16 protein-coding genes and 1 pseudogene are annotated in these 12,187 nt (G+C 40.8%); 1 reads left to right on the top strand and 16 read right to left on the bottom strand.

The genetic code is table 11. The annotated features are described in order from the left end of the window. From AC075L_RS17385 to AC075L_RS17335, 11 genes and pseudogenes are all read right to left on the bottom strand, one after another. Positions 1-414, bottom strand: a 414-nt coding sequence (locus tag AC075L_RS17385) for a nitroreductase family protein (RefSeq protein WP_476387944.1), incomplete at its 3' end; no start/stop codon positions are given. Positions 415-506: 92 nt separating this feature from the next. Beyond that, entirely contained in the window at positions 507-704 is a 198-nt protein-coding gene (locus tag AC075L_RS17380; RefSeq protein WP_055200425.1) for a response regulator, read from the bottom strand. Between the two features lie 142 nt (positions 705-846). Further along, positions 847-1,020: pseudogene (locus AC075L_RS17375) on the bottom strand (ATP-binding cassette domain-containing protein); the annotation flags it as partial. A 238-nt stretch (positions 1,021-1,258) separates the two neighbouring features. Continuing rightward, positions 1,259-1,996, bottom strand: a complete 738-nt coding sequence (locus AC075L_RS17370; RefSeq protein WP_055053634.1) for a helix-turn-helix domain-containing protein — start codon at positions 1,994-1,996, stop codon at positions 1,259-1,261. A gap of 863 nt (positions 1,997-2,859) precedes the next feature. Next, the gene (locus tag AC075L_RS17365) at positions 2,860-2,982 is read right to left on the bottom strand and encodes a hypothetical protein (protein WP_256281107.1); all 123 of its coding nucleotides are present in this window, start codon (positions 2,980-2,982) and stop codon (positions 2,860-2,862) included. A gap of 211 nt (positions 2,983-3,193) precedes the next feature. After that, the gene (locus tag AC075L_RS17360) at positions 3,194-3,631 is read right to left on the bottom strand and encodes a hypothetical protein (protein ID WP_476387943.1); all 438 of its coding nucleotides are present in this window, start codon (positions 3,629-3,631) and stop codon (positions 3,194-3,196) included. Further along, positions 3,622-4,836, bottom strand: coding sequence for a hypothetical protein (locus AC075L_RS17355; RefSeq protein ID WP_147420710.1), 1,215 nt, complete (start codon positions 4,834-4,836; stop codon positions 3,622-3,624). Before AC075L_RS17355 ends, AC075L_RS17360 begins: the two co-directional genes overlap by 10 nt. 373 nt (positions 4,837-5,209) lie before the next feature. Further along, entirely contained in the window at positions 5,210-6,208 is a 999-nt protein-coding gene (locus AC075L_RS17350) for a glycoside hydrolase family 2 protein (protein ID WP_476387942.1), read from the bottom strand. Beyond that, positions 6,103-6,522, bottom strand: a complete 420-nt coding sequence (locus AC075L_RS17345; protein ID WP_476387941.1) for a hypothetical protein — start codon at positions 6,520-6,522, stop codon at positions 6,103-6,105. The genes AC075L_RS17350 and AC075L_RS17345 overlap by 106 nt, the downstream gene beginning before the upstream one ends. Before the next feature lie 17 nt (positions 6,523-6,539). Continuing rightward, positions 6,540-7,682: a glycosyl hydrolase 2 galactose-binding domain-containing protein gene (locus AC075L_RS17340; protein WP_476387940.1), complete on the bottom strand. Its 1,143-nt coding sequence runs from the start codon at positions 7,680-7,682 to the stop codon at positions 6,540-6,542. A gap of 175 nt (positions 7,683-7,857) precedes the next feature. Further along, positions 7,858-8,409 (bottom strand): response regulator, encoded by a 552-nt coding sequence (locus tag AC075L_RS17335; RefSeq protein WP_243097011.1) that lies wholly within the window; start codon positions 8,407-8,409, stop codon positions 7,858-7,860. A gap of 242 nt (positions 8,410-8,651) precedes the next feature. Here AC075L_RS17335 and AC075L_RS17330 point away from each other — a divergent pair, with 242 nt between their 5' ends. Continuing rightward, a complete protein-coding gene (locus tag AC075L_RS17330; protein WP_055053630.1) occupies positions 8,652-9,200 on the top strand; it encodes a Uma2 family endonuclease in 549 nt (182 codons plus the stop codon). 52 nt (positions 9,201-9,252) lie between these two features. On the opposite strand, the gene AC075L_RS17325 is transcribed toward AC075L_RS17330, so the two are convergent. The 5 genes from AC075L_RS17325 to AC075L_RS17305 all read right to left on the bottom strand — a co-directional run. Further along, complete coding sequence (locus tag AC075L_RS17325) at positions 9,253-9,417, bottom strand: hypothetical protein (RefSeq protein WP_173700890.1); 165 nt, start codon at positions 9,415-9,417, stop codon at positions 9,253-9,255. A 24-nt stretch (positions 9,418-9,441) separates the two neighbouring features. After that, positions 9,442-10,449 carry an aldo/keto reductase gene (locus AC075L_RS17320; protein ID WP_055053629.1) on the bottom strand — a complete coding sequence of 336 codons (1,008 nt, stop codon included), beginning with the start codon at positions 10,447-10,449 and terminating at the stop codon, positions 9,442-9,444. 117 nt (positions 10,450-10,566) lie between these two features. Beyond that, entirely contained in the window at positions 10,567-11,124 is a 558-nt protein-coding gene (gene efp, locus AC075L_RS17315) for an elongation factor P (protein WP_008703519.1), read from the bottom strand. A 143-nt stretch (positions 11,125-11,267) separates the two neighbouring features. Continuing rightward, entirely contained in the window at positions 11,268-11,792 is a 525-nt protein-coding gene (locus tag AC075L_RS17310) for a shikimate kinase (protein ID WP_022381300.1), read from the bottom strand. After that, positions 11,789-12,187: YqeG family HAD IIIA-type phosphatase (locus AC075L_RS17305; RefSeq protein WP_476387939.1), on the bottom strand; the 399-nt coding region annotated here is incomplete at its 5' end. The genes AC075L_RS17305 and AC075L_RS17310, both read right to left, overlap by 4 nt.

Here is a 12,187-nt window from a genome sequence, read left to right as displayed (position 1 = left end):
AAAAACTTTTACATTTTCCGGAAGATCCAGAAGTCTGTGAACTTTTTCCATGTGTTCTTCTACCGGAGCAATGCCAAACCATACTCCACCCAGACCAAGAGTATCTGTTTCCAGCCAGATATTCTCTTGGGCAATAGACATGTCAATCTGTGCAAAAGATGGTGCAACAAGTCCTTCTGTATGATAGACCGGTACGATTACTGCAGGTGCCCCTGCTGCACAGCCGGTGTATGGTGTTACTTTGGATAATTTCTGGATTTTTTCTTTGTCTGTTACCACATAAAATTCCCATGGCTGCTGGTTACATGCACTTGGCGCCTGCATTCCCGCCTTCAGGATTTCCATGATTTTTTCTTTTTCTACTGGTTTATCTTCATATTTTCTTACACTGATTCTGTGAAAAATGCTGTTCATAGCTTTTCGTCTCCTTTACGAATTATTCAGATGATCCTATTATAGCATGTATATTTTATAAAGCCTCATATTTTTTCAGTTCTTCTGATATTTTACAGAAGAGCAGTCTCCTCTCCTGTAGAGTAATCGATCTGGCTGATAATCTCCCTGTTCTCCACCAGATAATTCATATATCTGCGAACGGTAATCCTGGAAAGATTTACTTTGCTGGCAATCTCATTGCTGCTGAGAAAAATCCATTTGTTTTCTTCCAGATAAGAACGAATCAGTTCCAGAGTTTGTTCCTGCATACCTTTTTCCAGAAGTGCTTTTGGCGAATAGGATGTACTCTGTACCAGCAGACAGTCAATTTCCGACTGATTCAGTTCTTTATCCTAAGTGGAAACAATTTTCATGTAATAAATTAACCAGTTTTGCTACTTCTTTATAATTTTTTTCCTGCTCCCATGCATCCAGAAGTCCCGACTGAAGCTTAATCCTCGTCTGCGCATCCAGTGCACTGAAAGGTTCATTCAACAAAAGCACTTCCGGATGTGCTGAACAAGCTCTGGCAATAGCCACTCCCTGTTTCATTCCGCCTGACAGTTCCTTGGGATACATTGTAACTATTATTTTATCATATCCGCGGAAAAAAGCTCCTCTTTTCCAAATACTTAGTTACCGAATAAAAGTTTCCGCGGAGAGAATCCAATTTCCTGTTTTCAGGATCAAAGAAAGTCTGCCAGCACAATACCAGCAGACTCCCAACTTTTATATATTTCATTTTTGACGATTTTCTCCAGCAATAAAAAGCATAAGAATATCCATGATTTTCTGACATCTCAACTATGAACATTTTTACTTATTATTTTAAATTTGATCTTATTTCTTCGATCAACTTCACTTTATCATCATATCTCTTTTTGAAAATGTCAGCTATTTCATAGATCCATTCCATGTCATCATATAGTTTACTTCCAATACTATATCTAAATTCCTTTTCAAGTTCTTCTTGGCTCATCAATCCATTTGCAATCAAAAGCGAAAAAAGAACATTTCTGGCCATATTATAATACAAAATAATTGATCCCGGATCCTCATTTGGCATTTGTCTCAAATATTTTGTAAGTGCATCATAAACCTTGCAGCCACGATTAATTGCAGAAATCTCCTCAATAATCTTATTCGGCTTGCCAAAATATCCCATTGCCTCTTGTATTCCCTCTATTGTATCTTTTTTCTTCCTCTTCGCACGAATCATATGTTCATCTAAGGATTCCTCAAAATCAGGATACGAAAACGGTCTATACTTGAAGTCATCTGCCATCTCTCCCTGTTTTACAAAACAATATACCTCTTTTTCATTGTCCTGACGACGGTACAGGGCTTTGGAAACAATAAACTCTTTATCATCCTCTGATATATCCAGAAAAAATTTTTCATCTACACCAAAATACTCTGATAACTGGCGTAATCTTTTCTGAGAAATAGTCTTTACACCGTTTTCCCATGCACTTACCTGTTGCCGGCTTACATCCAGAATGTCTGCTAACTCATTTAAAGACATATTGCACCTTGTTCTTATAAATTTTAATCCGTTCATGAAAACTACATCCTTTCTTATCACAAATTCATTGATAAGCGCGCTCAACACCATGAATTGTAGCTTTGGTTGACAGCAGGTGTCAATCTGTAACTTTTTAAATCTCTCAAATTCCTGAAATGTTCGTATCGTCTTTTTTTGCTATGATAAATGCAATACTATTAAGCAGCTCAAAATCATCTGCTTCAATCCACTCCACAGCATCTTCCGCGGATATTCCTGTCTTTACCAAACTTTTATAGTTACTTTTTTTATATTTCAGCTTGGTTCCATTCCTGTTGTCAATTTATCTGACACGCTCCTTCTCCGCGGAGAGGATTCCACTTGACATCTCCATACCAGCGGACTTCCAATCCTCCGTATAATTGAAAATCCGCCGACAAAACGCCGACAGCTTCTTTTATTTCCTTGACCGCAATGCAGATCTCTCACTGATAATCCGGACTGGATATATCCGCGGATAAATAAAGCCCTACATCCCTGCATACCCATATATTATGCCGAAAAAATCATACTATATCCGCGGAAAAATCTCTGTACCTGACGCTGTCAGAAAAATCCTTTACAGACTTCATTTCCTTATGATTATCCGGTACCTGACTTGTATCTTCCTAGTTTGCAAGCTTGTCTGCACAAAGCTATAATTTCTTTTCTCCGCGGAAAAAAGCTCCTCTTTTCCCAATATTTAGTTACCGGATAGAGGCTTCCGCGGAGAGAAACCGATTTACTGTTTCCAGGACATACAAGCAAGGATCCTCGGCCATTCAATGACCGAGTTGGTTGACTCCATTTGCAATTAAAAGCGAAAATAACATTTCCGGTCATATTACAAGTTGATCCCGGATCCTCATTTGGCATTTGTCTCAAATACCTTGCAAGTGCATCATCCAGTTATTTGATTTATGCTCATGTATCTGAGCAAGATAAGAGAGGATTTCATTATCCCACGTTCTCTCTGCCAGTTTGTGGTAGTTAAAGTCTCTCATAGGCTTTCCTTCTTTCTCCCAATTATATGGTGATTTTGGGAGAAAATTAATTCCCTCTGGGAGAAAATTCTCTTCCAAAAGACAATATCACTGTTATCAGTCTTCACTATCGGTTCTTCTAAGTCCAGCTAACCTTTGAGCAGTAACACAATATCCATTTTTAATGTCAGATATGTCGCAGTATCGTGCAGTCCGCCGGCAGAGCCGTAATTCATGTTTCATCTTCATCCTCTGGAATTAACTGTATCAACTTTCTTTCCTTCAATAACAATTCCTGCAGGTATTTATTCTCCCTATCTGTTTTATCAGCTTTGTTTTCCAGCAACTCTATTTCCTTATCGTATTCATCCAACAGCTTTTCATATTCATCTCTTTCCTCTTCAAAAACTCTTGTCTGTTTCAGGAAGAGGTCTGCCTGTTCTATCAGCTTATGCTCATATTCAGCAGAAGCTTCTTCATATCCTTCTTTTTTTCCGTCATACCTGCCGCTGTCATAGATCATCTTTTCGAGCGGATTGTCTTCCGTCAAGTCCTCTTTTATCATCCTTTTTACGCCACCGGAAATACTGCCTTCATCTACTATGTTTTTTACTGTATCGATGGTTCTTCCTATACCGGTACTTCTCCATAATCCACGCTTTAATCCCATGATATATCCTCCAATTCCAATCCAGAACCCTGGATCTTTTTGTTAAATCCGCCAAAAACAAATTCTTCCTTTATCCGGCGGATATATTCCGTATCGTTTATCAGCCTTTGTACTGTCACGATCAAACCTCCGATATCAAGCTGTCTGATGGCATCTTCATTCCCAGCGTACATATTGCTGCCAACCCATATAACATTGCTCCCGGTTGCGATCATATTAGAATACAAGACAATCTTCCTTGTCCTGGCACTATACAGATTGCGGGAGACATTCATGGATGGATCATACATCAGCATATGCAGAGTACTGATCAGAAGATTTATCAAATCAGCCAGTTTTGCGGACGTTCCAACCTTGAATATGTCTCCTGAACTGATATAACCTGTCAGCTTCTCTACCTGTGTATTGGAAAGGATAAGATTAGCACCCGGGATCTGTATCCCGCATGGGGTGTAGAAATCCGTTCCAATATGGATAAGCTGCTTGATCAGAGATACAATAAATGCACCCGGCTGATCTTTTGTCCTTTCAGCAGCCTGCTGCAGCATTACTGCCGTTGATCCATACGTAGCGATCCTTGGATCTTTAAAGTCGGAAGTATACACTACATGATTGGTTGTCAGCACAGGAATACCGGAGAGAAAGGCAGGCGTTTTAACACAGGTGATCGTATTTGTCATAATATTCCCCGTGCCAAAGATCAACCCCAGGATCGGATCGTGCCCTAAGGTTGCAAATCTGTGATTCGCTCCCTTGAACAGGAAAAGCTTTTCATCAGGGATCATATTTGATATGTCAAAATCCCAGGTCCTGCATTTTTTCAATAGTCCTGCCAGTGCCCCATCCGTCAATCCGGCCGTAGCATCATAAGGAACTCCGGCTTTCGTGATGATATGTTCCATAGAAGCATAGTACGGCCTTTCATGTACAGGACCGCCTGTATTAAATCTCTTCAACAGTTTTTCCTGGAATTCGTGCAGCTTTGTCTCATTCCGATTTTGTGATCCGGCTGCTTCCGTCTTTGTCAGCTCATTTACAATGACAATCCTTGCCAATTGTAATCCCACAGCCGCAAACAGAAACTTTATATCATTCCCCTTTAAGCCTGACTGTGACTCAAATTCTGCATCTAAATCTTCTAATATCTGATGGGAATTATGGGCGACCTCTGCAACCCTTATGCTTTCATCGGCTATCGAATGCATATTATGTAAAGCAACATCTGTACTTCTTTTTAACTTTTTTCTTTTTTCCCTTAATTCCTCTAAAATAAGAACCATCATCATTTCATAAAATGTGTGATGGTTCTTATTTTTTATCTTATAGCAATTCCATAAAATAATGCAATCAAGACAGTTCAGCAGAATGCGAAGGACAAGGAAGATACCTGCAGGCGTGCTGACGCACGGCAAAGATATCTGACACAGCACTTCACGCTCTGATGGACTGGATTGTTTGCAGTAATTTATAGAATTGCTATAGTTTCCTTCTATAGCCCTCTTCGTAAATTATGTATATAAGAGGATTACTATACAGAATTTCGTCGCAAACTGCCATAAATACTACTATGAATAAAGGTTATATATCATAAACACTGCGCACTTTCAGTCCATCCGGCTTTCCATCGAGTATCTTCACTCTGTATTCTCCTGCATTCATGTCAAAATAATTATCTTCAAGAATCAGGTCATCATTCTCATTCCGGATTTCCACACTCTTTGCATATGCTTCTGCCTTAACAACTATCTCATCTCCGTCTACGCGCACAGCCAGTCCGGGATTCAGATAGTGGAAGTATTTCGGATAGGAAAAAATCACAGTTCCCTGAGAAATAATCTGACCATTTTCCCATGCCTCATAACTTACATATTCATTAAAACAGTCAATCTGGGGAAGTTCGACCTTATCCATCCATACAGCAGACAATACCGGTACTTCCAGCCACTGTTCTTCCTCCCTCAGAATTGTGGCATCTGTCTTTCGCACTGCCCATTTCACCAGAACCCTGTGAGCATCCAGCGTTTCATTGGTCACATTCAGACGGATGGATTTTTCAAATTCAAAATGCTGACGGTTCATATCCGCTTCCACTGTCATCCAGCTCTGTTCTTCACAGGAAAGCATTACAGGCGCAAAGAATCTCTTCGCATAATAATGAAGCGCTTTCCAGCGTCCGTAATAATCAATGGATGACCAGGAAATAACCGGCCAACAGTCATTTAACTGCCAGTAGATTGCACCCATACAACGTCCCCGGTTTCTGCGGTAATGCTCGACTCCATATCGGATTCCATCTGCCTGGAGAAGCTGAGATGCATAAACAAAATCGCTGAAGTTCTCAGGATAACGGTATGCTGCCTGCATGTATTTGGCAATTTTTCCATTTCCTCCGTAATTTCTCTGATGTTTCTCCATCACATAAGAAAATGGATTCAATTCTTTCGGATCATCTGTTACTGTTTCAAGCGTTTTTACAGACGGGAATGACTGAAAACCAAACTCAGATGCATATCTGAAGAAATATTTACGATATTCTGAAAATGGCTTATTGCCATGCCATACTTCCCAGTAATGCACATCTCCACGGTTCGGATCATTGGGTTCATCAAAGGAACCGCCTGATGACGGGCTTGCAGGCCAGTAGAGAAGGTATCCGGGTCGTATTCGCTGAGAACTTCCGGAATAATGCGCTCATACATAAACAGATAATCTCTCATTTCTGTCGGCTTTGTCACCCAGGTGCCCTGCTTTACAAACATTTCCATCTCATTGTTTCCGCACCACAGGGCAAGGGATGCATGATGACGGAGACGTTTGATATTATCAATAAATTCCTGACGGATATTTGCCTCAAACTCCGGTGTCAATTCATAGACAGAGCATGCAAACATAAAGTCCTGCCATACCATCAGCCCCAGTTCATCACAGAGATCAAAGAACCAGTCCTCAGGATAATAGCCGCCGCCCCAGACACGTACTGTATTAAAGTTCGCTCTCTTGCACTGAAGAAGTAATTCTCTGGTACGTTCTCTGGATGTTCTCTGCCGGGAAGAAGATTGTCCTCAGGGATATAGTCAGCGCCCATGGCAAAGACCTGATAACCGTTTACTTCATGAGCAAAGCTCTCGCCCCACTGGTCTTTCTCTCTATGCATGGTCAGCGCACGGAGACCGATTTTTCTGCACCAGGTGTCTACAATCTTATCTCCGGCTTTCAGGTCTACCTGCACCTGATATAACGGCTGTTCTCCCAGTCCATTTGGCCACCAGAGCTGCGGATTTTCAATCTCCATTTCATCCGGACAGTCATCCCATATGGTTTTTGTTCCATTCGGTGCAGTTACAGTCACCTGATATTCCAGTGCCTGTGCACCTTCATACCCATCTGCTTCGCTCTCTTCCTCATCAACAGTCTCCACATCTACTTCCGGAACCAGCAGGACTTTGCCATCCTTATGTACCTGACGGATATACACGCTGTCCAGTCTGGCAGTTTCAATTCCCAGAAGTGTTACAGGACGGAAGATACCTCCATCCGGCAGACATGCACCCCAGTCCCAGCCACACATATAGTGAGCTTTGCGCAGATGCATAAATCCCTCAATTGTGTCTTCATTTCCCCTGTTTTTATATTTCTTAAATGCCTCTGCCATGAACTTCAACGGAGAGCGAATGATAACGCGTAAGGTATTTTTGCCGTTTTCAAGCAGCTCTCCTACCGGGAATTCCCAGATTCTGTGCATGTTATCAACTTTTCCAAGACAACATCCATTCAGATAGATGTCCGCAATCGTATCAATCCCGTCAAATCTCAGGATCACTTCCTGACAATCTTTAAACTGCGCTTCTTCATAATTAAATACCGTTCTGTATTCATAATCCTCCTCCATCAGTGCTTTCGCCTGATATTCATTATCCCCAAAGAACGGATCCGGCATCTTTCCGGTCTTAAGAAGTGCCGCATAAATATCCCCCGGAATCTGTGCCGGAATCCAGTCCAGTTGTCTGATATTGCACAACTGCCAGTTTTCATGAAGCTGTAATTTTATCATTTGTCTTATCCCTCTTTGATTATTTTTTACATATGTTTGCATTCAACTATATATATAATATCATACTGCCCTTTTCTAAATCAACTCTGCAAAAGAAATCATTACTGTTCAAAGGTATGTATGTTACTGTTCACTCTGTTCCTAGTAATACGTTTTGTAATCACATAAAAGTCAGTTACAGCCAGCTTTCCAGAACATTTTTCAGCTTATTCATATCCAGCGGTTTTGCGATATGCCCATTCATGCCTGTATTTTTGGCCAGTTGTACATCTTCTGCAAAAGCATTGGCAGTCATGGCAACAATAGGCAGTTTTCCCTTTTCACCCGGAAGGCTCCTGATTGCTGCAGTTGCCTCATAACCATTCATGACAGGCATTTGGATATCCATAAAAATAAGATCATACGAACCTTTCGGAGAAGCTTCCACTTTTTCAACTGCGATTTTTCCATTTTCTGCTGTTTCCACTTCTGCCCCTGTCATCTGCAAAATTTCAACACCAATTTCTCTGTTTAACTCATTATCCTCAACTAACAGAATCCTTTTTCCCGTGTAGTCTGATTCTGACAGCTCCTCCAGATAATTTCTTGCTGTTTTTTCTTTTCTTCCTGAAGTAAACTGCCGCAGTGTAGCCGTCAGCCGGGAACGGAACAGCGGTTTTGCAATAAAAGCATCTACACCTGCAGCCTTTGCTTCCTCTTCAATTTCGCTGAATTCATAGGATGTCAATACAATGATGGTGATCTCTTTCCCGATACGTGAATTTAAAGTCCTGCGAATAGCATGTATACTTTTAACCGGAATTTTTGCCTGTTCACATTTATAACGAGCACATTCAGAAATAGATTCTGGTGTACAATGACCTGTGACAGTAGCAAATTACAAATATAAAAAAGAGTTGCTGCCAGATGGTCAGTGTTGAATATTTTATGTAAATCCACTATAATATAATCAAAAAGGAGCGTGATCGTATGGCTTTACTCAAAGAAGAATCTTATACCATTGAAGATATTTATGCTCTGCCAGATGGCGAAAGAGCTGAACTGATTGACGGACACATCTATTATATGGCACCACCATCGTACAAACATCAGAAACTCGTCATGGAGCTTTCCGCTATCATCCGTAATTATATAAAACAGCACAAAGGAACTTGCGAAGTGCTTCCTGCACCATTCGCCGTATATCTTGATGAAATAAATAATACTTATGTCGAACCAGATATATCTGTGATTTGTGATCCAAACAAACTTGATGATAAAGGATGTAAAGGCGCACCAGACTGGATTATTGAAATTGTATCGCCTGCAAGCAGAAAAATGGATTATCTCCTGAAACTTTTCAAATACCATTCCGCAGGTGTCCGGGAATACTGGATCGTAGATATCGCAAAAAACAGAATTACAGTATACAACTTTAATCATGATTATTCCATTGAAGAATATTCGTTCACTGATACTGTAAAAGCTGGAATTTACGAAGATTTATCTATTGATTTCTCAGAAATTAATATCCTGTAAAATCTAAAAAAGTTGGTAATACATCCCTTCTATATGGGATTTTACCAACTTTTTATTGTGCTTGTTCCATGGCACATCCGATAGTTTGATTACCAAAACACATCTGGTATTCTTTATGGCGCCAAAGGATTTTAATGATGATATCATCATCTGTTACCAATTGTCCCACTTTCTTTTGAACAAAAAAAGACACACCATCTCCATAAAAAACATCCACAGGGTAATTCCCTGTGGATGTTTTTTATTCACCAAACTGTTGTGCACATTCTTTCAGCATTTCGCGGATTGGCAGATGGTACGGACATCTGGTTTCACATTTGCCGCATTCTATACAGGCGGAAGCCTTCACCGCAAGAGAACTGTAACGGTTTCTTGCCCAGTCTCCCAGCCCGTAACGATTAAGATAGCCTGCGAACAGGAACACACCCGAAATATCGATTCCCACACTGCATGGAGCACAGTAATTACATCTGCGGCAGAAATTTGTGCCAAGCTGATTCCGTACTGTCTGAACTTCCTCCAGTTCTTTCTCGCTTAACGGGGAATCATCAAGACAGGCCTTTATATTCTCCTCGATTTCCTTCTCTTCCGCCATTCCCGGGATCACAATAGTAACGTTCTTATTCGAACAGACATAACGCAATGCCAGCGTTCCATTTTCAATTGCACCACCGGCCAGAGGTTTCATATCAATAAAGCCGATGTTTTTCTCCTCACATTTTGAGATCAGCTCTTCCCCCTGACTCTCTACAATATTATATGGAAACATAATAGTTTCCACCCAGTCAAGCTCCAGAGCCCGGGCAAAAACCTCCACAGAATGAGCGGTCAGACCAATATGTTCGATTTTTCCTGCTGCTCTTGCCTCCTGCAGTGCTTCAAGGGCACCACCGGCCGCCTGCACCTGATCAAGCTGTTCCATACTCGGATTATGCACCTGGTATAATTCAATATGATCTGTACGAAGATTATGAAGACTCTTCTCAATATCTTCAGCCATAGCTTCCTTTGTACGTGCCATGGACTTTGTGGCAATTATAAATCTGTCCCTGATACCTTCCAGTGCATATCCCAGATATTCTTCACTGACCGTATATCCTCTGGCTGTATCAATATAATTTACTCCCCGGTCTGCCAGCTTATGCAGCAGTGTCTTTGTTCCTTCCGCATCAATTTTCTGGATCGGTATCCCGCCAAGGCCCATTCTGGAAACCCTGAGACCGGTTTTTCCAAGTGTTACATATTCCATATTTTTTTCTCCTATTTTCAATCAGAGATAAAAAACTGCCACCGGATCTTACCGATGGCAGTTTTTATCTCTTTACATCTGTCGATCAGACAAAACAAACAACTGGTTTCATCCTGATTATACTCGAGAAAGATATTCTCCTGTTCTTGTATCGATTTTCAGTTTGTCGCCCTGGTTAACGAACAGCGGAACCTGAACCTGTGCACCTGTTTCTACAGTAGCCGGTTTTGTAGCACCCTGTGCTGTATTTCCGGCAAATCCCGGCTCTGTCTCAGTAACTTCAAGTTCTACGAACAGAGGAGGCTCAATAGCAAATACATTTCCGTTGTGGGAACAGATCTTAACCATCTCGTTCTCTTTAACGAATTTAAGAGAATCTCCAACCTGATCTTTTGTAAGACCAACCTGATCGTATGTCTCTACGTTCATGAAGTAGTACAGATCACCATCATCATACAGATACTGCATATCTACACGCTCAATACGTGCAGCCGGGAATTTCTCTGTTGGACGGAAAGATTTCTCAAGAACTGCTCCTGTAATAATGTTTTTGTATTTTGTTCTTACGAAAGCAGCACCCTTTCCTGGTTTTACGTGCTGGAATTCAACGATCTGACATACGTTTCCGTCAATTTCAAGTGTGATACCGTTTTTGAAATCACCTGCTGAAATCATAGTTATATTTCCTCCTTAATAGTACAGTTCAGCAATGCTGTGTCTTTTGACAACAACAGCCGTTCAAAGTGTGTGTCCCTCTCATGCTTTTCTCAGTTTTGTGACACACTCTTATTTAATTTTATAATATTCTGCTGTTTTTTTCAACTATTTTTTACACATGTTTTTAATTTTTCTTCAAGCTGAGCAATCAGATCCTCAAACGGCTTATCTCCTGTGATCATCTCAACATCTGCAAACTTCGCATAAACCGGATCGCGCTGTTTAAGAAGTTTTCTGATCTTATCTTCTTTGTCTTCTCCCTCGATCAGAGGATTGCTGCTGGAATTTTCCAGTCTCTTCTTCAACGTTGCATAAGATCCCTTCAAATATACTATAGTTCCCAGTTTTTTAATATATTTTGCATTCTGTTCCTGCATCGGAAGACCGGACCCCAGAGAAATAATCTTCTGTTCCGGATCATCGATCAGTGCCTTGATCACAGTTGTCTCAAGAGCTCTGTAAAATGGTTCTCCGAATCTGTCAAAGATTTCTTTCATTGTAAGGTTCATCTTCTTTGATACTACGCGGTCAACGTCTACAAAAGGAAGATTGAAATCTTTTGCCAGCCGTTTTCCTACTCTTGTCTTACCTGAACCCATAAATCCTATGATAACAATATGGTTCATGAATTCCCCTCCTCTTTGCGGTAAAAATATAGTACAATTCTTTCAAGATATCGTTTCAGTACGATCTGAATCTCTTCTTTCGGATTGAGTGGTTTCACCAGAATATTCCGGATTCCTGTGCGTTTCGCACCATATATATCAGTAAAGAGCTGATCTCCTATAAAAACTGTATTACTTCTGTCTGTCCCAAGAAGTTCCATTGCCCTGATATAATTTTTTGTTGAAGGCTTGTGTGCATTCTCGATAAACTGCGCTCCTATCGCATCATTAAAAGAAGAAACTCTCTCGTACTGGTTGTTTGACAGAAAACAGCATTTAAATCCAAGTTCCTTCAGATGTGCAAACAGCGCACATGCTCTCTCATCTGCCGGTGCACCATGAGGTACCAGAGTATT

Source organism: Blautia sp. ZXY-1-B12 (assembly GCF_056339915.1).
This window is presented reverse-complemented; position numbering and strand designations above follow the sequence as displayed.

What these genes read in the sequence shown, in the direction of transcription:
- AC075L_RS17370 (WP_055053634.1), bottom strand. Translation starts at nt 1,996, where the DNA reads ATGAACGGATTAAAATTTATAAGAACAAGGTGCAATATGTCTTTAAAT.
- AC075L_RS17365 (WP_256281107.1), bottom strand. Translation starts at nt 2,982, where the DNA reads ATGAGAGACTTTAACTACCACAAACTGGCAGAGAGAACGTGGGATAAT.
- AC075L_RS17380 (WP_055200425.1), bottom strand. Translation starts at nt 704, where the DNA reads ATGCAGGAACAAACTCTGGAACTGATTCGTTCTTATCTGGAAGAAAAC.
- efp (WP_008703519.1), bottom strand. Translation starts at nt 11,124, where the DNA reads ATGATTTCAGCAGGTGATTTCAAAAACGGTATCACACTTGAAATTGAC.
- AC075L_RS17355 (WP_147420710.1), bottom strand. Translation starts at nt 4,836, where the DNA reads ATGCATTCGATAGCCGATGAAAGCATAAGGGTTGCAGAGGTCGCCCAT.
- AC075L_RS17345 (WP_476387941.1), bottom strand. Translation starts at nt 6,522, where the DNA reads ATGTTTGCATGCTCTGTCTATGAATTGACACCGGAGTTTGAGGCAAAT.
- AC075L_RS17360 (WP_476387943.1), bottom strand. Translation starts at nt 3,631, where the DNA reads ATGGGATTAAAGCGTGGATTATGGAGAAGTACCGGTATAGGAAGAACC.
- AC075L_RS17310 (WP_022381300.1), bottom strand. Translation starts at nt 11,792, where the DNA reads ATGAACCATATTGTTATCATAGGATTTATGGGTTCAGGTAAGACAAGA.
- AC075L_RS17330 (WP_055053630.1), top strand. Translation starts at nt 8,652, where the DNA reads ATGGCTTTACTCAAAGAAGAATCTTATACCATTGAAGATATTTATGCT.
- AC075L_RS17340 (WP_476387940.1), bottom strand. Translation starts at nt 7,682, where the DNA reads ATGATAAAATTACAGCTTCATGAAAACTGGCAGTTGTGCAATATCAGA.
- AC075L_RS17320 (WP_055053629.1), bottom strand. Translation starts at nt 10,449, where the DNA reads ATGGAATATGTAACACTTGGAAAAACCGGTCTCAGGGTTTCCAGAATG.